Genomic DNA, 19633 nt, shown 5'->3' with positions numbered 1-19633 from the left:
TTTAAAGGGTTAAACGCTCTTTAGGAAAGCGCAGCGTAAAAGTGCTGCCTTTGCCGGGCATGCTTTCTATTAATAACTGAGCTTGATGACGACTTGCAATATGCTTGACGATTGCCAAGCCTAGGCCGGTACCACCCGTATCACGAGAACGACTTCTGTCCACTCGATAAAAACGCTCCGTCAGCCTTGCAAGGTGCTCTGAGGCAATCCCGGGGCCAGTATCTGTAACAGAAAATTCACCCTGCCCTTGTGCATTAGCGCACCACCTTACATGAATTGAACCTGCATCTGGCGTGTAGCGAATTGCATTTGAAACTAAATTACTAAATGCTGAGAGTATTTCTCTTTCCTCACCCAACAAGCATTGCTTATCAGCAACCTCAAAACTAAAGCTATGCTTTCCTTGGGATAAAGCCTCAGCATCATTTCTCAGCAATGCCATCAAAGTTTCAGTATTGATCTTGTTCATTGCAGCTGGCAATGAATTTGCCTCCAAATTTGCTAGCGTCAACAGGTCCTCAACCAAACTTTTCATACGGTGCGCCTGGGACATCATCATGTCAAAATATTGATCGCGTTGACTCTTCTCGAGATCCAGGGTTTGAACGGTCTCTAGAAATCCCATTAAGACGGTAATAGGGGTTCTCATCTCATGGGATACGTTAGCAACGAAATCGCGCCTCATAGAATCTGCTTTTTGCAGATCGGTCACGTTTTGCACCAACAACAAATTACGTTGATTTCCAAATGGAAATGCTTGCACCATTAAGCTAAGGCTACTGTCTGGCCCCATTCGCTCTAAAAGTAATGGCTCTTCAAAATGACGTCTGCTTAAATATTGAATAAATTCTGGGCGACGAATAAGAAAATTAATCCGTTGCATGACATCACGCTTATAGTTCAGGCCAAAGAAACTTTCTGCAATTGAATTGCACCACTCAATATGATCGCTTTCATCAAGCATCACGATGCCATTAGGAGATGCTTGGAAGGCCTCTATAAAGTGCTCATGCTGCTGCTCAATAATGCGCATTCTCTGCTTTAAGCTTTTTACCAAACGCTGCAGCTTAAAAAAAATCTCTTCCCAAAAACCACTAGGCAAAGGCATGCTCTCAACGGTATCTGACTGAATATTCTTTAATAGGCGCGCTAGATTGACGTAAGAGTAAATCAAAGGAATGGACATTAGGGCAATACTTATAAAAATAGCCCATTGAGCACCCCATGTATAGAAGGCGGTAAATGAAGCTATCAAAACAAAGCATGCAAAGACAATGTAGCGCGAGATGGCAGAAATCATGGTGCAATCTTAGACCATCTTAAGGAGAGCCCTGAAGTAGCCTTAAAAGCCTTAAAAATAGGCCCTAGGATTCAGTTGGTATCTTGGTGATGCGGTAGCCGCTACCTCGAACTGTCTCAATAAATCGATCGCAGTCAAAAGGGCTTAATGCAGCCCTTAAGCGTTTGATGTGAACGTCCACAGTGCGCTCTTCGATATAGACCTCATTGCCCCATACTTTATCGAGCAAATTTGTACGTGAATGCACTCGTTCTGGGTTAGCCATGAAGTACTGAAGAAGTCTATATTCAGTAGGGCCAAGGGATATTGGCTTTGGCTCAGAATTAGGCCAAACTGCTAAGACTCTGTGGGAGCTGGGATCTAACTTTAGTGGGCCAACCGTGAGGGGACCAGTATCGTCAACGGCGGTCTGTCTTCGCAGTAGCGCTCTAACCCTAGCAATCAGCTCCTTGGGCGAGAATGGCTTGGTGACATAATCATCGGCCCCGGAATCTAAACCCAAGACTTTATCTACCTCTTCACTTTTAGCAGTCAACATCAGGATTGGTAGTCCCCTTGTACGATCATTTGCTCTTAATTCTTTGGCAAACTGTACGCCGGACTTTCCAGGAAGCATCCAGTCCAAAATAACCAAGTTCGGCAAGCGCTCTTTCATCATGCCCAAGGCTATATCAGCCTGCATGGCCTTTTCAACTTCGTAACCAGCATGAGTTAGATTAATTGCAATTAACTCTGCAATTGATGGCTCATCTTCAACTATTAGTATGCGGTGAGTCATGTTCAGGCGCTGGTTTACTGCTTATTGGCTTCGCGCACCAAGTCTTCATGCGGAATATGACGCACATCGGACCCTTTTGCGATGTAAATCACGAATTCTGCAATATTCTTAGCGTGATCGCCAATACGTTCGATAGCCTTAGCAATCGTTAACATATCTAATCCAGTGCTGATAATGTGCGGATCTTCAGACATATAAGTAATTAACTTACGAACAAAGCCTCTGAATTCCTCATCAATTTGACGATCTTCCGCAACCACCTCTGCAGCGGCTACAGTGTCTAGCCTTGCAAATGCATCTAAGCTACGACGCAATAGATTAATGGCCATTTGCCCTGATAGACGAATTTCGGCAACGTTAATATTGTGTGGGGTACCAGACTCAATTAAACGCTTAGTGCGCTTGGCAACGCGCTCCGCCTCATCGCCCGCTCGCTCCAAATTCGTAATCGCTTTAGATACCGCCATTACCAAACGAAGATCTCGCGCAGTTGGTTGACGACGCGCAATTACTTCAGTGCAAGCTAAATCAATTTGGATCTCAAGATCATTTACAAGTTTTTCGTTTTCAATCACGATGTTGCAAGTATCAAGATCCATTTGCGTGAATGCACGCATAGCTGTGGAAATTTGAGACTCAACCAATCCACCCATTTCAAGCAATCGGCTTGAAAGCGAATTAAGATCGGCATCAAATTGTGAGGATAGGTGTTTATCTGGCATTTTGTATCTCCAATTAACCGAAGCGGCCGGTGATGTAGTCTTCTGTTTCTTTACGCTTAGGCTTGATAAAGATTTCGTCTGTTTTACCATACTCGACCAAACTACCAAGGTACATATAAGCAGTGTAGTCGGATACGCGGGCTGCCTGTTGCATATTGTGAGTAACGATAGCAATGGTGTACTCATGCTTTAGCTCATTGATCAGCTCTTCGATTTTTCCAGTCGAAATTGGATCCAAAGCAGAAGTTGGCTCATCGAGCAAAATGACTGATGGCTTGACTGCAACACCACGAGCGATACACAAACGTTGTTGTTGACCGCCAGAGAGAGATAAACCACTTTGGTTTAACTTGTCTTTTGCTTCAGTCCATAGAGCAGCTTTATTCAAAGCCCATTCAACACGCTCATCCATTTCAGAACGAGAGAGTTTTTCATAGAGGCGCACACCAAAAGCAATGTTTTCATAGATCGACATTGGAAATGGGGTTGGTTTTTGGAAAACCATACCAATACGTGAACGAAGCAGGTTCAAGTCCTGCCCTGGCTCCAAAATATTCTGGCCATAGAAATTGATTTCACCTTCAGCACGTTGCCCTGGATAGAGGTCGTACATACGATTCAAGGTACGTAGTAATGTGGATTTGCCGCAGCCTGAAGGGCCAATGAATGCTGTCACTTTACCCTGCTCAATATCCAGATTAATATTCTTGAGGCCCTGGAAAGCACCGTAAAAGAAATTCAGATTTCTGACTTCAAGGGCATTAATTGCTGCCTGTTCTGAATGTTGATTTGTTGTTTCCACTTTACCCCCTTGACCATCAATCTTATTTAAGTCAAACATAGTTTTCATATTACTCATCATCCCTGGACCTTCTCACGAAATACCACTCGTGCCAAAATATTCAAACCGAGAACGGTAAATGTAATCAAAAGAGATCCACCCCAAGCAAGACTTACCCAGTTGTCATAGGGGCTCATCGCAAATTGGAAAATAACCACCGGTAAATTAGCCATAGGCTTATTCATATCTGTGGAGAAAAATTGATTGCTCAACGCAGTAAACAATAAAGGCGCTGTTTCGCCGCTAACTCTAGCAAGAGCTAGAAGAATGCCGGTCATGATACCGCTTTGTGCAGCGCGCAAGGTAACCATAAATGCCACTTTCCACTTAGGTGTTCCCAAAGCATAAGCCGCCTCACGCAAACTTCCAGGTACTAAGCGCAGCATATTTTCCGTGGTACGCACAACCACTGGAATTGCAATCAGAGCTAATGCAATAGTGCCCGCCCATCCTGAGAAATGCTGTACCTTAGCAACATATAAGGCATAGACAAATAGCCCAATTACGATTGATGGTGCGGACAGCATGATATCGGTAACGAAACGAGTCAAAGAGGCCACTCGACTTCGATCACCATATTCAGAAAGATAGAGACCCGCCAGCACACCTACAGGCGTGCTGATAAATGTACATGACCCAACCAATAAAAGGCTACCAACAATTGCATTAGCCAATCCACCACCCTCAGTGCCTGGAGCTGGTGTGCTTGCTGTAAACATATTTAGATTGATTGCAGAAAACCCTTTAATAAAAAGGATGCTTAAAATCCAGATCAAACTTGCCATTCCAATTGCCATTGCAATCATGGATAAAGTTAGGCCAATTTTATTGGTCCTTTTTCGACGGGCAAACACGGTCATATCAAAGTTAACGTTTGAACTCATGATTTAAGTCCTTGCTTCTTTTCCATGCTGATCAACATCCATTTAGCAAAAGCCAATACAACAAACGTAATAAAAAATAGAGCAAGTCCGAGCGCGAAAAGAGATGAGTAATGCAAACCAGCCTCTGCCTCGCCAAACTGGTTGGCTAATGTTGATGCTATTGAGCTTCCTGGCGCAAAAAGAGAAGCTGAAATACGCTGCGCATTACCAATAACGAAAGTAACAGCCATCGTCTCTCCAAGCGCTCTGCCAAGACCTAACATCACACCGCCAATTACCCCCGCTTTGGTATATGGCAAAACAATGTTTCTTACTACTTCCCAAGTAGTGCAACCAATACCATAAGCCGACTCTTTTAGAACAGGAGGCACGATTTCAAAGACATCGCGCATGACCGATGCAATAAAAGGAAGGATCATTAACGCAAGAATTAATCCCGCGCATAACATTCCAATTCCGTTTGGTGGGCCAGAAAATAAAATTCCGATAAAAGGAATTTGACCAAGAGTGGCCTGAAGTGCCGGCTCAATATAGTCACCAAAGATTGGTGCAAAAACAAATAAACCAAACATGCCATAAATAATAGATGGTACTGCTGCCAACAACTCCACCGCAGTCCCAAGTGGACGCCTTAAGGGTGGAGGGCAAATTTCAGTCAAGAAAAAAGCAATGCCAAAACTAAGTGGTACTGCAATCAATAGTGCAATCACCGAGGAGACCAAGGTGCCATAAATAGCAATTAATCCACCAAAATCACCATTAACAATATCCCAGGCTGGTGTAATGAAAAATTGCGGTCCAAACTCTTTCAATGCAGGCCATGCATTCACAAATAAGGAGCCAATAATCCCCAAGAGCGCAAAAAGCACAGAAAGAGAGAAAAATTGAGTTACGCGGTGGAAAAGAAAATCTTGAATGCGTTGAAGACGCGCAATTCTTGCGGCCACTAGCGTCGGCGCGCCCGCTGATTCCAAAGTATTCATCATTAGACTTAAGCTAAAGTTAAAAAACGACCCTGGAAGCCAGGGTCGTAATGATCAAAAATACAAAGAAGAATTACTTAGTGTCAACCTGTGACCAAACTTGTTTGCGAATGTAATCTACAGTTGCATCAGGCATTGGAACGTAATCCAATTCTGAAGCTGCTTTTTTGCCATCTTTGAAAGAGTACTCAAAGAATTTCAATACTGCAGCAGCTTGAGATTTGTTTTCTGGCTTTTTGTAAAGCACCACAAAAGTAGCGCCGGTAATAGGCCAGGATTTTGCACCAGCAGCATATGTGATGAATGTATTCATGCCAGGAAACTTAGACCAATCTGTACCAGCGGAAGCGGCTGCAAATGCTTCAGCAGTTGGAGAAACCATTACGCCATCAGCATTGCGAACTTGTGTGTAGCTCAAATTATTCTTTTTGGCATATGCATACTCAACATAACCAATGGAATTCTTAATGCGGGCTACGTTTGCAGCAACGCCTTCATTACCTTTGCCGCTAACTGTAGAGGCTGCAGGCCACTTGACTTGGGCACCAAAACCAACCGCTTCTTTAAAGTTGCTGCTTGCCTTAGAAAGGAAACTAGTAAAAATTGCAGTAGTACCAGAACCATCAGCACGAGTAACAACAGTGATTGGGCCTGAAGGAATCTTCATACCTGGGTTCAACAGAGCAACGCGCTTATCGCTCCAATCGGTTACGCTACCCTGGAAAATATCTGACAACAAGTCGCCTGAGAGCTTGAGCTGATTTGGACCAACACCTTCAATGTTCACAACAACTACAACACCACCAATAATTGCAGGGAACTGAACCATGCCATGACTTTGGAGATCATCAAATGCCATTGGGGCGTCGGTAGCACCAAAATCTACTGTCTTAGCTTTAATTTGTTTAATACCACCACCTGAACCGATAGACTGGTAGTTAAGGCCATCACCACTTTTAGCCTTATAAGACTCAGCCCATTTGCTGAGCACTGGATAGATGAATGAAGAGCCAGCTCCAGTCATTTCAACAGCGTAAGCTGTAGGGGCCAAAGCAATAGCACCGATGACTAGTGCTTTTTTCAAAAAAGATTTCATGTGATTAGTCCTGGTATTGAAATAACGCAACATTGCGATAACGAGACAATACGTTTTCACTGTGACGATTTAATGACAAAGTGTCATTAAGGAAAAATTCATTATAAATCAATGGTTTATACAATATTTTCCAGCTCGCTATGATGCAATTCGACCAACTGGGGAGGACTTAATCAGGAGATTAAATGATCCTTTTTAGTTTTAATGCAGCAAAAACTGCCGCACCAGTAACAGACATCAGAACCATGACTTCATAAAAAGACCCTCTTAATCCCGGCAGGTCCTCCATATTCATACCCATCACGCCGGTAATTAAGGTCATTGGTAAAAAGATTACCGTCATTACGGACAACACTTGCAAGTTCTTGGCATTAAATTCTGCTACGTGGGCTGCCTGCTCGTCTTGCAGTACCTTTGCGCGGTCGTAAAGACTAGAAATCTCCTGCACCAAGTAGGAAAGCAAGTCCAAATCATCATTTAAGCGATGCTTATCTTCCTCGCTAAACCAGTATGGGAGACGCTTTAATAGGCGATGTAAAGCGATTAATTCTGGTGAAAAGTGTCTTCGAAGCCGACTACATTGAATGCGTATCCTGCCAAGATTTTCATGCTCTGGAAATTCCCTTCCTTTGAGAAGTTTTTCCTCCAAATCATCCATATTCTCAGAAAGATGTACCAACAGCGTTCGCAATTGCTCGGCACGCAAGTCCAGTAGCTCATGAAATAATTCAATGACAGAGGCTGGGTTGAGTTGACCATTTCTTAAGTCATACCGCAATTTATCGGTAGTTCTCAGGGGGTTGTTGCGCAAAGAAACCATCAGCTTTGGCCGGACAATCGCCCAAAGGGTTCCCAAGCCGGAGTCACCGCCCTCCTCCCCAAACTCTTGCTGAAAGTCGTTCATGACCATTAAAAGACAATCATCTAACTTTTCAATGCGTTCCAAACGACTGAGGTTGACACCTTCTTGAATCATCTCTACCACACGCTCTGGAATCAATGGGGTATTTTCGAGCCACCGCTGAATTTGGGAATTAGATAGATTTAAATGCAGCCAGATAGAGATATCAGGATTTTCAAGTGCCTCAGAAATTTCAAACAATGGAATTTCATACCCATTACCTGAAATGGGCATAGCCCAAGCGAATACAACACCTGCAACTGGAAAAGGTTTTGCAATGATTTCTAAAGTCATCACTAAATTGTATGGCACACAACAAGTGACACTAAGTACACCTGACATCAAAATGACATGAAATTAGTCTAAACAGATTGTTTGAACAATAAGCAGGTCTTTGTAGATTCCAATGAAAGCGTTATTCCTTGCGTTTCTGCTTTTACCAGCATTTGCCTATGCTTTTGAGCCCCTGAATACCGATGATGCAGGTACTGTAAAGGCTGGAGGGAATCAAATTGAGCAATATTTTTTCTCCATCAACCGAAATGGTGGATCCCAGCAAGCAGACGTAATGACCCCAGGCGAAGAGTACACCGGCCGAACCGATGCAAAAGCATTTCCATTTACGTACACGCGTGGACTAAGCGACCAATTAGAGGCATCGCTCTCTGCAACCTACTATAACGAGCCATGCGGTACTTTCTCCAAGTTCTCAAATTATGTACTAGCAAGCAAGTGGCGCTTTCATGAGGATAACGATCTAGGGTATGCCCTCGCCATTAAGCCAACGGTTGTATTGCCTGCCGGTAAACAGCAGCAAGTTGCAGGCTTAGGCTTAGCTGCCTTGAATTATGGCGTGAACTTCATCACCTCTAAATACTGGGAGGACATCGAGCTGCACGTGAACGCTGTTTATATGCGCTCGCCATACAACACGAATTACAGTGTCGGGACTGCTTCTGATCCTAATCGGACAAATATCTTTTTAGTGTCTATTGCTCCTGTTTGGTCTATTTCTAAGAATTTAAAAATCGCTTTAGACCTTGGGGCAGCAACTAACCCACCATCAACCGAACAATACTTAAGTCATTACGCCTTGATAGCGGGGATTTACTCCCTTACTAAGACTATAGATCTTGGTATTTCCTATATGCGGACCGGAGCAAACTATGGTGAAACTTTTGCAGCGCAATCGGCCGGGGCAACACGAAGCGAAGTTGGGATTACTTGGAGATTTTGAAATTTGATTAGATGGCGGATATGAAATTGTCACAATTTCGTAGCAAACTCAAAGGAACCCCATTACATTTAAATTGGAGCAACTAAATGTACTATCAGATTATTCCTTTAGAAATGGGCTCCTTAGTAGAGCGCAACCTATTTCAGAAATCCAATAAAGAAATTAAGTGCGGCATGGTCTGGAAATTGGGCTCCGTTATAACCGAAAGTAAACCCACCTTTATTAAGGCATACGACCCAAATATTGGCATCTGTATTGAAGATATCCCTGGTGGCGCCATTAGCAAGACTTATGGTGGGGAAAAAGTGATTTATTTTTCCGATACCATCGAGGAAGATGAGCAAGATGAATTAACGGAGATCTTTTATCAGAGTAATAAAAAATATTCTAAGAGTTATGAAGATGTTTTCCATGACCTAGGCTGGAAGCAAGTAAGCTCAGTTTCCTATATTTTTGGCGAGCTTGAAATAAAGGAACTAGATGATGCACTCACCTCTTACAAATAAGCATGAAATTACTTAAATCAATACTTGCTGGACTACTCTTCGCTTGTTCTTTGGGTGCAACCGCTCAATCATTAGAGTCATTTAAATTTGTAGCCTTAGGAGATATGCCTTACTCCATCCCTGAAGACTACCCCCGCTACGAGAGATTAATCGCCGCAATCAACCAAACTAATCCGAGTTTTAGCCTATTTATTGGCGACACTAAATCAGGCTCAACACCTTGTAGCGATGAATACAACCAAAAGGTTAAGGGTTATTTCAATCAATTCACATCCCCCTTAATTTATAGCGTTGGGGATAATGAGTGGACTGATTGCCATCGACCGATGGCTGGATCTTATGATCCCATTGAACGATTAGACAAACTCAGAAGTACTTTCTTTAATACTCGTAAGAGTTTGGGTAAGCAACAATTAGAGCTCACCAGACAATCTGATGTTGACCCTAAACATCAAAAGTTTGTTGAAAATGCTTACTGGGTAAAAAACCATTTTCTATTTGTCAGCATACACATTCCCGGCTCTAACAATAATTTTGAACGAGATGAACAAGCAAAAGCGGAATATTACGAACGTAACCAAGCTAATATAGATTGGATCCAAAACAGCTTTGCGCTGGCTCAAAAGATGAATTATTTAGGCATCATCTTTTGCTACCAAGCCAATATGTTCTACACACCCGCGCAGGCTGTGAACCCAGATAGCGGCTATCGAGATACATTGCAGGTATTAAGTAAGAATGCTCAAGCATTCAAGAAGCCTGTACTGTTAATTCATGGCGATAGCCATCGACTTATTCTTGATCAGCCGCTGAAAACGGCTGATCAAAAACATACTCTGGAGAACGTATTACGACTAGAGGTGATGGGCGCAGAACAAGTCCAAGCCGTAACGATTGGGGTAAATCCAAAGTCTGAGCAACCATTTAGCTTTACACCAATTATGCTCAGAGAAAATATATCTACTCCAAGACCCTAAAACCTAACCAAGGCATTCCACGCTCTAAATCTCAGACTATGAAATGTCATCAAAATCGCATCAACATGTCACATTCCATTAGTAAAGTGGAGCCCTACTTATGGGAGATGAAGTGCAATTCTCTTTTTACTGGTTGTAAATAGTTTGTACTAACAGCCCATAGGTAACCAAATTCTTTAGTTTCACGAGGGCATCATGAGTGGCAAACGACATCAAAGCGAAGATGCGAGCCTTGAGAAGAAGCCTGAAGTCAGCGAGGAATCCCATTCTTTTTTAAAGAAAAGATTAATTTGGCAACGCCTAGCTCAAAAAAAGATTAAAAGGACTCTTAAAGCTCGATTCAAAATAGATGCCAAAAAATAATTGACGATGGTTCTAATCCCTATTTTGATTTAACTGAGGCGCTCTAGGTTTTCCTGAATAACTTCTATAAAGTGTTCGCCATATCGATCTAACTTGGCCTGCCCCACCCCGCCAATAACGCTAAATTGATCTAAGGTGGTTGGTGTAGACCTCACCATCTCCTGCAAAGTGCTGTCATGAAAAATTACATAGGGTGGAACCCCTTGCTCACGTGCCAGCTCAGTACGCTTAGCTTTGAGTGCCTCCCACAATTTTTCATCTGCAACATTACTAAAGGGATGCGTAGAACTTTTCTTTGCTCCTGATTTTGTAGCCTTTGCTTTGGAGTAGCCCGTTTCTTTGCGCAACCAAACCTCTTGCTCGCCACGTAGGACCGGCAATGCGATCTCATCGACCAACTTTAAGCCCCCATGCAGGGCAATGTCTGCATCTAGATAACCGCCTGCTACTAGTTGACGATAAATGCTATTCCATTGAGCCTGGTTGAGTTCTGCACCGATGCCAAAAGTGCTGACCTGCTCATGAAAGTACTGCTTGACTCTGGGAGTAACCTTGCCAAGGAGAACATCAATTAAATGGGTCACACCAAAACGCTGGCCTGTCCGATAAACGCATGACAACGCCTTTTGCACCTCCTGCGTGGCATTCCAAGTTGCCACTGGCTCTAGACAGTTATCACAGTTCCCACAGCCGCCAGGATGCGTCTCTCCAAAGTAGCGCAAGATTGTTTGATGGCGGCATGATGTGGATTCGCAATAACCCAGTAGTGCGTTGAGTTTTTGGCGCTCTACCCGCTTACGATCTTCAGAAGCCTCGCCAGAATCGACCATTTGCCGCAAGCTCACAACATCCCCGAATCCATAAGCCATCCAGGCATTTGCGGGTAAGCCATCACGTCCTGCGCGCCCTGTTTCCTGGTAATACCCCTCCATACTTTTTGGAAGATCAAGATGAGCTACAAAGCGAACGTTGGGCTTATCAATACCCATGCCGAACGCTACGGTTGCGACCATGATGACGCCCTCTTCACGTAGGAAACGTTTTTGATTGGCGCTACGTGTTTCAACGCTTAAGCCTGCGTGATAAGGCATAGCATCCCAGCCGCGGTCTACCAACCATTGCGCAGTCTCTTCTACACTGCGACGCGATAGGCAATAAATAATGCCTGAGTCATCGGCATGCTCGACATCTAAAAAGTGCTCTAACTGCTGTTTAGCACTCTGCTTTTGCAGAACACGATATTTAATATTGGGACGATCAAAGCTGGAGACAAACTGCTGGGCAGATTCGAGCGAAAGGCGCTCTACGATTTCGGCTCGAGTTGGCGCATCTGCGGTTGCTGTTAAGGCGATACGAGGTATCTTAGGAAATCGCTCATGTAAAACAGTTAGCTGGCGATATTCCGGACGGAAATCATGACCCCATTGAGAAACGCAATGCGCCTCATCAATCGCGAACAAGGCAATTCCAGGGCCTGAATTAAGTCTATCGAGTATCGATAGAAAACCAGGGTTCATGAGACGCTCAGGCGCCACATAGATTAAGTCAAGATCCCCAGCCAGCAACTGACTGGTCACCTTTTGAGATGTAGCCGCATCCAAACTGGAGTTTAGAAAAGAGGCTTTAACGCCTAACTGGGTTAATGCATCAACCTGATCCTGCATTAGTGCAATCAGGGGTGAAACTACTACGCCAACACCACGTCGAACAAGTGAGGGAATTTGATAGCACAGCGACTTACCGGCGCCAGTGGGCATCAGAACCAAAGCATCGCCGCCTGCCACTACATATCTAACAATAGACTCTTGAGCCCCACGGAATTGATCAAAGCCGAAAACATCATGAAGAACTTGGTGGCTCGACTGCAAAAGTAATACTCCCCTGTCTTATTCAATAACTGCGGATTGCAAACTATATATAAATAAAAAGCCCCACGTCATGCGGGGCTCTTTCGATATTTTCTCTATGCAAACAAATATAGAGTCTAAATGGCGGTGGACGCAGTCACCGTCCACATTGTCTCAGCATCCGACCCTTCTAACAGGGAAATTTACAGGGTATTTTGGCAAAATGAATCAGATTTTCCAAAAATAGACGGCCAACCCTCTAAATATATAGCCATCTGCCTAAATCCACGATTTTGGAACAGGGAATATCAGGGAATTGCTGCCGGGTGCTATGGCTTATTGGCTATACCAAATGGAATATGCACCATTGGAATGTCACCAGCCTCCGACTCTAGATGACTCTTTTGATCGTCAAAAAACATATGCGGCTTAAGAATCGACAATATTCGATCCTTTTTCATGCCACCTAAAAAGAATGTTTCATTGGCGCTAACACCCCAGGCTTCCAGGGTGGTTACCACCCTTTCATGAGCAGGCGCATTGCGGGCGGTCACAATGGATGTCCTAATGATCCGCCTATAACTAGGGCTCTTTTCTTGCTCCCTATCTTCAAGCTTTTGCATGAAAGAGAGCTTTTTAAAGAGATCGGCCAGTGGGCCTGGTTCATGGGGTATATGAGAGTTAGCAACTTCATAATTATGAAATTCTGGCAAATCTCCGCCCTTGTATATTGCCTCAGACTCATCGTCCGCAATTACCCCGTCAAAGTCAAATGCAATCCTTAGCTCTTCTTCTGACTCATCATCCACCACTTTGCTGGGGAGTACTACTCCAGCCGGATACCCAGCCTGAATTGCCTTTGATACATCACCTTCATTGGCAGTCAAAAACAATGAAGCGTTAAAAGCGGGAATATATTCATAAGGAGACTTACCTTCCATAAATATTGCTCTGGAAATATTTAAACCATAGTGCGCTATAGATCTAAAAACACGCTTTCCCGTTGTGGCCGAATTTCGAGATAGCAAAACCACTTCAACGGGCATCTTGTCAGGAAAGCGCTTATTTATATTAAGAAACCGTCGAATAAAGGGGAAAGCGACCCCCTTTGCCAAAACGTTGGTTAAATTCTTCTCTTGAAAATCTTTATACGCTTTTGCCCCATCAGAGCGAAAAATGGCATCAGATTCAGATAAATCGAAAAGAGCGCTAGAAGATACGGCGATTACAAGCTTGCGATCAATTGGGTAGGCCATTTTTAAGATTTAAATTAACCAATGGGGTTTATATCGCCCGTATAAACCACGGCCAAATTATTATTCAAATGTCCTTTAAGTATCTTGTCTTCTGCCAAGCTCAATAAAAGGGCTCTATGCCGCTCAAACTGAGCCATTGGATTCATTTGCAAATCAGTAGGATCTATGTCTTGCAATGCCTCATAAGTGAAATGGCACCTAACCCATACTCCATCGACCCTTGCTCGAAATAAAACTCCGCCATCATCCGCATTTATTGCAGGGCCTGTAAATTCAATATTCATAAAAAATCCTAATTTGTATCTATAAAGACATCCAGTTCTATTGTGACGCAATAATTAATGCATAGCTATTTATATATCCTAGATAGCTGTCTATTCAAAAACCACTTTCTGATCCTTATTAATGAATTTAGCAATCTAAAAAGACCCTGAGGGATAACGACATCCAGAATTACCAAAAATAAAATTGTATGGACAATCAATAAAAAATCGCTTCCCACTAGATAATCTAAATAGGTGCCTGGATTAGTCGGTAAATAGAAGAGACAAAATAACGCGACGATAAATGCATATATAACAATTACGCGTTTTGCAGCTCGATACCCAGCTAGCTCTATAAAATCATCCTCGGTAACTTTTAAATTCTTGGGTAAATAACCATCTAGGTACGTGCTTCTATCAAGGCTTTCATCAAGAGTTCTGCCAAAAATTTTCTTTAAAATAATGGCAATGATTGGGATTATTACGCTTAGAATCCTCACTGGTAATGAATCAATATAGGCTTTTGCTCTCCTTTTAGCCCCCTTGATTAAATGAACCGAGTTGCAATGCTCAAGAAATAATTCCTCAAGAATAGCTACCCCAAGGACCTCATTGCCGCCGGAGTCCACCAAAGTATTTCTATTCTGATCATAAAAATATTCTCCAACCAAGTCCAGATCCATAGGCTTCGGGGTCTTTGAGCTTTGGATCACAGATTCTCTTGTAGGGCACTCCTTATCTGAATAGTCGTAATCCCAATTCTTAGCACGATATGTACTCATCATGGATATACGAAATCGTATGGGGGCCAATCCATCTTCACTCACGCGCTTCTCTTCACATACAACCCATATAACAGCTACATTGTCAGCAACGCCAAATTCATTTTTTGCGGGCTTAAACCTAATGCCTTCTGGATAAGATTTTTGAATAGAAAACCCAATCCTTACGTCAGTAAGAATAATTGGGTTAATAAACCCTTTAGCCGCAACATCGCCAAAAATTTCTAAAAACTTCGTTGAATTAACAGATTCCATCATCACTTAATCCCTTTTAAAGTTGCTACTGACCACTAAATACAACTTAATATGATCAAAAATAAAGGCCCATAAAGGACAATAGAAGCTCTCCGATTATGCTCGACCAAATTAACTATCTAACTAAAAACCTTTCGCAGCAAGCATAGATAAAATTAGTCCGGCAATGCGACCTTTCAAATAAAAAAGTTGTGCTGGAGTAGCTTTCGAACCAAGTCGGTGGGTATCACCGTTTAACAGCTCAAATAGATGTATTGCAGCCGTCAAATCTGCCTCATAAAATTTATCAAATTGGCCACCGGCAACCCCAGAAAATAAAAACTTCAACCTAGCCCTTCTCGTAGGTCTTCCCTCATGTAGCTCCCCACCTGATGCAATAACCTCCGAATCAGGGGAAAGTCTATGCAAAATATGTGTCAATAACTCCCTAAATGAAGTCATAGAATGTCTCTGCCAATCAAAGCCGCCTTGCTCAATAGCACTAATTCCGCCAAGGTAAGCCTCCAGCAGATCCTTATCAAAGGCGAGCAATCGCGCTTCAATGGTCTCCGATGCATATCGCACAACGGAATCAAGGCTGCCACTCTCATCAAAGGCCTTTGACTCAAAAAAACTAATTGCCGAAACCAAATTGCTCGACGTATACAGCTCTGTAGCCGGTAGATTTAACAGCTCAAATGAAGTATTAGCAAAAACAGAGGGGGATGAACTAATATTTAGCCAAGCAGTGGCACCTTCTTGAGACATTCGCGAGAGCGAATCATGCAATTTATCAATACTGGCTGTTAAAACACCTGGAAAGGCTTTAATTGAGGATTTATCTCCCAAAAGAGATGTTTGATTTTTGAAAAAATCAAGTTTGAATTCCGTGACGTATAAACTCGTCGCCGACGAGATATAAGTAGAGGCAATTTCTGATGTTCTATTCAACAAACTAATGTTGTTGCCCCCAAAAGGAGGGGTAATTTTATTTATTTGTTCTAAACGAGAAGATATCTTTTCTAGCTCACTGCGATATCCCCCTAAATTCAAAAAATTAGCCGCATCCTCATAATTCTTTGAGGCATTAAAAATAGATTCAAAAGGGGAATTTCCATGCGTAGCATCCCAGCTTGAGATACTGGACGATGAAGAATTGCCAAAAAATTGACCATATGAATCTTTTAGGGTTGATGCTCTTAGAGCCTCAGATAACTCGGCTACAGAAGCCAAACCATTTAAAGTGCCAGCATAATCATGCTGAATTTTTGTAAACACCAAGCTGTCCATTGGTTTTCTCAATGCTCTCAAGGTATCTAGACTCAAGGCTAACTCATTAAATCCAGTCTTAGTCTCACTCTGATGATTTAAGAAATTTTGCATAGGCGACCTTTCCATAAGGTGCACCAAATAGGAAATAAGGTGCACCAAATAGGAAAATAGCTGTCATTTGATTTATATCAAATTCGTGTATATTGCTATTAACAGACTTTTGAGTTTCCTATCACTTGATAAAGCAAATCTGAGATTAAAACCCCTCGCCTTTGGATACGAGAATGAACTTTAAAAAACTATTGCTAGTTTCAATTACCTTGTTATTGGGGGTGATGAGCGGTGGGGTAATGGCCTCGCCATCATCTGTTACGTACCTGGGCGGCAACGAATATGCCTATTACGATGGCTCAAGTACAACAAACTATTTTTTGGGCTTCACTGTAGCGAATTATTCTTCAGATAGCACCCCCTTTAATACTGCGAATATGGTTTGGTGGGGCAATTCAGGTGTTGCTAGTTTATTTGCAAATGCAGCAGCAGGCGCAAGTTTGGGCTCCGATCCTAGTATGAACTATGGGTATAACCCTGGTTTTGCTTATTCAGGCAGCTATACATCACCCAGCAATTGGTCGCTCTCTATGTTCGACTCGCAGGGTAGCACAGTAAACTCTTTCACTATCGGCCCACCTTCTTATGGTAGCTGGACTGTCGCCACATCTTCACTTACTGCCGGCGCCCCTGAAATCGATGGCTCACTTGCACCTAAGGTTGGTTTCTTGCTCGGTTGCCTGTTCTTGATGTTTGGACGTAAGAAACAAAACTCAGAGCCAATGACGACCGCTTAAGTCACTTAAATCTGTATCCAATTGACCTGCTTCGGCAGGTTTTTTGTTGCCTGCGAATGGCAGCTGTGGGTCGAGTTGAGCCAGCGGAGTTAGTTCAATCGAATGTATATTAAGGAGTCGAGAGCGATCATACCCTTGGCGGTGAAAAAGAATGGGAAAAAGGTAATTTTTGGATCTATATTAACGATTTGGTGGCACAAATTGATCCTGAAGATTTTGATGGCGTGGTTCCACCACGGTCCACAATTCCCCACCCTTGGGGGTAAAAAAAATATCAAGCATTACTGCATCACTAGTTCCTGAATTAACACCAGCCATCTTTTTATCTGCAGGCATTGCATAACAAGTTCCGGCAATTGCCTTCTGTGGAGGGGCATCCTCTAAATATAGAGTCATTTCTCCCGAGATGACGCAGGTCGTGCCACTTGAAGGGTGTTGATGAATTGGTGTTCTAGTCCCCATTAGCCTAATTGTCTTCATAATCACAATGTCATTACCCGAAGGATGTTGCTGATTGAGCAATAGGGATTCGGCTGCCCTAGCAACTTCAGCAGGAAGGGTGTAGCCATTAATCACTTCATCGGTTTTTATTTCTGTACTTGCGAAAATATGTGCCGAATAAATCAGAAGTGCTATAAGTACCGTTAAATAAGGTTTCATTTTTTCTTATTGAGGATTTGACTAATTCTAGCTCGGCAGCTTCGTGCAAGAGTTTAATTAAGCTCTGGCCGGACCCTTGCCACACTCGATGATACTGGGGAGCGGATTGAAACCCAAGATCGTTCGTTATAATCAACCTAGCGGACCTTTTGTACGATTTAGTCTCTTATTGGGTCTATCGACCTAGGTTTTTAAGATTAGATAAATTCTTGGGCGATTAATATGAGATTTTTTAAATACTGTGGTTCAACGGTTCTCTGTCTCATAACATCGGGTCTATTTGCATCTGCTGCAAATGCACAGTCAGAGAACTGGCAAGGCACTTATGGCCAGGTTGGTATTGGTTACCAATCCACCTCTTTGAGCTATTCCCCATGGACTTACTACCCCTCGGGGGGTAGTGCTCGTCCAGGCACTTCATCTGCCAATAATGCAAACAACTTTGCACTCGCTCTCGGGGTGGGGTATTACTACGCCTTTAGCCAGTCCTTTGTATTAGGAATAGGCGGTGAATATGCTCCGCTGGCAGGCGCCAAAGCAAATACGACTTCATCCTACAGTGGCGCCTCATCAAGCTCCTACGGTCAATACAATGTTCAGTCTGCCTACAATCTTTTTCTTTCGCCAGGCTGGGTAATTGATAAAGAAAAACTGGTATATGCCAAGATTGGCTACGCTGGAGCCCAAATTAAGACTAGCTCGAGCAACACCTATAGCTATAACGGTTATTCCCTTGGCCTTGGTTACAAGCAATTCATTACAAATACTATCTATGGATTCGGCGAGGTCAATTACACCGATTATGGTAATTCCAACAATCGGACCGATTACAACTTTGCTGGAACCACAACATTAAAGGCAACTAATTTTCTTCTAGGCTTAGGATATAGATTCTAAAATGATCAAAGAAGAAAATAACTGACTAGACGGCACTGACCTCGTAAATTCTATTTTATTTTCTTATAGACCAAACAAGCAGCAGAATTTTGAGTCGTTAGGATAGTGGCATGACATATATTCATCATATTGTCACTTACATCACCAATGCCCATATCCGCATCTTCAGACATGATGAAGTTTTTACCATCCGGTTTGAAGGCGCCTACCAGTAAATGCGTTCCGCTTAATTTTGCTAAATCGGATGACGCAAAACCGGAAATTCTTTTTCCGCTAAAAAGGGGGCCTTCATTCTTATCAATGATCAAAAGTGTTGGCCGCTTGGGATTGACCTCGTGGATAAAATTGATTGGCAGGGGATTGTCCGTAGTTCCGGAGTTAGCACTTTGAATGCTGACCTGCTCCCAAGTCCCTATCATGTTGGGATACTCGGCGCTATTGGCAATGCCCATGAAAAAGAAAATATTGGTAATTAAAAAAGTAAATCTGATCATCGTATATTTCCATATGTAAGGTGAGCCCAATAGATTAAACATTTTTCTATTCAAATAGTCTATCGACTTGATATGCCTAAGCATCGAGGTTCTTGATATGATACCTGTGATCGAATGATGCATATATAGGATTGGACTATTAATAAACCTAGAGTAGGATTTCGTTTACCCAATGGATCATCTAATGATGGTGATTCTTATTTGAGATTAACTATTTAAACCCAGTTTCGGATGAATTTTTCTTTATAGCGACCGTCTCTTATGGGTCGAGGCTGTGTAAAAACACCTATTAATTCCCCTGTTGTTGTAAACACCTAAGCACTCTCAAACGTTAATTCAGTATCACTAATTAACGGGTGTTTATGAAGATGAAACGATTCATTACTGGCCAAGATCGAACCCAAAGTACGCTGTTACCAGAGTTACTTGATGAGTACATCACCGAAGAAAACCCCGTACGCGTCATTGACCTCTTTGTTGACCAGCTTGATT

At 42.8% G+C, this 19633-nt stretch carries 20 protein-coding genes; 5 read left to right on the top strand and 15 right to left on the bottom strand.

Translation table 11 applies throughout. The annotated features are described in order from the left end of the window. Position 1: 1 nt before the first annotated feature. The 8 genes from phoR to ICN37_RS03250 all read right to left on the bottom strand — a co-directional run bounded on the left by phoR (position 2) and on the right by ICN37_RS03250 (position 7799). Positions 2-1300: a phosphate regulon sensor histidine kinase PhoR gene (phoR, locus tag ICN37_RS03285; protein ID WP_216154851.1), complete on the bottom strand. Its 1299-nt coding sequence runs from the start codon at positions 1298-1300 to the stop codon at positions 2-4. A gap of 64 nt (positions 1301-1364) precedes the next feature. Next, positions 1365-2078, bottom strand: a complete 714-nt coding sequence (gene phoB, locus ICN37_RS03280) for a phosphate regulon transcriptional regulator PhoB (protein ID WP_215320251.1) — start codon at positions 2076-2078, stop codon at positions 1365-1367. A gap of 14 nt (positions 2079-2092) precedes the next feature. Then, positions 2093-2800, bottom strand: a complete 708-nt coding sequence (gene phoU / locus ICN37_RS03275; protein WP_215320253.1) for a phosphate signaling complex protein PhoU — start codon at positions 2798-2800, stop codon at positions 2093-2095. 13 nt (positions 2801-2813) lie between these two features. Continuing rightward, positions 2814-3650 carry a phosphate ABC transporter ATP-binding protein PstB gene (pstB, locus tag ICN37_RS03270; protein WP_223146584.1) on the bottom strand — a complete coding sequence of 279 codons (837 nt, stop codon included), beginning with the start codon at positions 3648-3650 and terminating at the stop codon, positions 2814-2816. An 8-nt stretch (positions 3651-3658) separates the two neighbouring features. Further along, positions 3659-4525, bottom strand: coding sequence for a phosphate ABC transporter permease PstA (pstA, locus tag ICN37_RS03265; RefSeq protein ID WP_215320256.1), 867 nt, complete (start codon positions 4523-4525; stop codon positions 3659-3661). After that, a complete protein-coding gene (gene pstC, locus ICN37_RS03260) occupies positions 4522-5508 on the bottom strand; it encodes a phosphate ABC transporter permease subunit PstC (RefSeq protein WP_215322329.1) in 987 nt (328 codons plus the stop codon). The genes pstA and pstC overlap by 4 nt, the downstream gene beginning before the upstream one ends. Positions 5509-5581: 73 nt before the next feature. Then, the gene (pstS, locus tag ICN37_RS03255; protein ID WP_216154849.1) at positions 5582-6604 is read right to left on the bottom strand and encodes a phosphate ABC transporter substrate-binding protein PstS; all 1023 of its coding nucleotides are present in this window, start codon (positions 6602-6604) and stop codon (positions 5582-5584) included. A 181-nt stretch (positions 6605-6785) separates the two neighbouring features. After that, positions 6786-7799: a CorA family divalent cation transporter gene (locus tag ICN37_RS03250; protein ID WP_215320261.1), complete on the bottom strand. Its 1014-nt coding sequence runs from the start codon at positions 7797-7799 to the stop codon at positions 6786-6788. A gap of 112 nt (positions 7800-7911) precedes the next feature. On the opposite strand from ICN37_RS03250, the gene ICN37_RS03245 reads away from it, so the two are divergent. The 3 genes from ICN37_RS03245 (at position 7912) to ICN37_RS03235 (ending at position 10225) form a co-directional block, all read left to right on the top strand. After that, positions 7912-8742, top strand: coding sequence for a hypothetical protein (locus tag ICN37_RS03245; protein WP_216154847.1), 831 nt, complete (start codon positions 7912-7914; stop codon positions 8740-8742). Positions 8743-8828: 86 nt separating this feature from the next. Then, positions 8829-9248: a hypothetical protein gene (locus tag ICN37_RS03240; RefSeq protein ID WP_216154845.1), complete on the top strand. Its 420-nt coding sequence runs from the start codon at positions 8829-8831 to the stop codon at positions 9246-9248. A 2-nt stretch (positions 9249-9250) separates the two neighbouring features. Further along, positions 9251-10225, top strand: a complete 975-nt coding sequence (locus ICN37_RS03235; protein ID WP_216154843.1) for a hypothetical protein — start codon at positions 9251-9253, stop codon at positions 10223-10225. 392 nt (positions 10226-10617) lie between these two features. Here ICN37_RS03235 and recQ read toward each other — a convergent pair whose 3' ends face one another. The 5 genes from recQ to ICN37_RS03210 all read right to left on the bottom strand — a co-directional run bounded on the left by recQ (position 10618) and on the right by ICN37_RS03210 (position 16353). Beyond that, entirely contained in the window at positions 10618-12456 is a 1839-nt protein-coding gene (gene recQ / locus ICN37_RS03230; RefSeq protein ID WP_216154841.1) for a DNA helicase RecQ, read from the bottom strand. A gap of 308 nt (positions 12457-12764) precedes the next feature. After that, positions 12765-13691, bottom strand: coding sequence for a 5'-nucleotidase (locus tag ICN37_RS03225; protein WP_216154839.1), 927 nt, complete (start codon positions 13689-13691; stop codon positions 12765-12767). Between the two features lie 14 nt (positions 13692-13705). Further along, on the bottom strand, positions 13706-13975 hold the full coding sequence (locus ICN37_RS03220) for a DUF1488 family protein (protein ID WP_216154837.1): 270 nt from the start codon (positions 13973-13975) through the stop codon (positions 13706-13708). Positions 13976-14040: 65 nt separating this feature from the next. Beyond that, a complete protein-coding gene (locus ICN37_RS03215) occupies positions 14041-14994 on the bottom strand; it encodes a hypothetical protein (RefSeq protein ID WP_216154835.1) in 954 nt (317 codons plus the stop codon). A 120-nt stretch (positions 14995-15114) separates the two neighbouring features. Then, a complete protein-coding gene (locus ICN37_RS03210) occupies positions 15115-16353 on the bottom strand; it encodes a hypothetical protein (protein WP_216154833.1) in 1239 nt (412 codons plus the stop codon). Positions 16354-16526: 173 nt separating this feature from the next. Between ICN37_RS03210 and ICN37_RS03205 the strand changes: the two genes are divergently transcribed. Next, on the top strand, positions 16527-17090 hold the full coding sequence (locus ICN37_RS03205; protein WP_216154831.1) for a hypothetical protein: 564 nt from the start codon (positions 16527-16529) through the stop codon (positions 17088-17090). 180 nt (positions 17091-17270) lie between these two features. On the opposite strand, the gene ICN37_RS03200 is transcribed toward ICN37_RS03205, so the two are convergent. Then, positions 17271-17750, bottom strand: coding sequence for a cupin domain-containing protein (locus ICN37_RS03200; protein WP_216154829.1), 480 nt, complete (start codon positions 17748-17750; stop codon positions 17271-17273). A gap of 222 nt (positions 17751-17972) precedes the next feature. Here ICN37_RS03200 and ICN37_RS03195 point away from each other — a divergent pair, with 222 nt between their 5' ends. Further along, positions 17973-18647 (top strand): outer membrane protein, encoded by a 675-nt coding sequence (locus ICN37_RS03195; RefSeq protein WP_216154827.1) that lies wholly within the window; start codon positions 17973-17975, stop codon positions 18645-18647. A 50-nt stretch (positions 18648-18697) separates the two neighbouring features. On the opposite strand, the gene ICN37_RS03190 is transcribed toward ICN37_RS03195, so the two are convergent. Continuing rightward, positions 18698-19195, bottom strand: a complete 498-nt coding sequence (locus ICN37_RS03190; RefSeq protein WP_216154825.1) for a hypothetical protein — start codon at positions 19193-19195, stop codon at positions 18698-18700. Positions 19196-19633: the final 438 nt, after the last annotated feature.

The sequence above is a fragment of the Polynucleobacter sp. P1-05-14 genome (assembly GCF_018881675.1).
In the GTDB taxonomy this organism is placed as follows: Bacteria; Pseudomonadota; Gammaproteobacteria; order Burkholderiales; family Burkholderiaceae; genus Polynucleobacter.
This window is presented reverse-complemented; position numbering and strand designations above follow the sequence as displayed.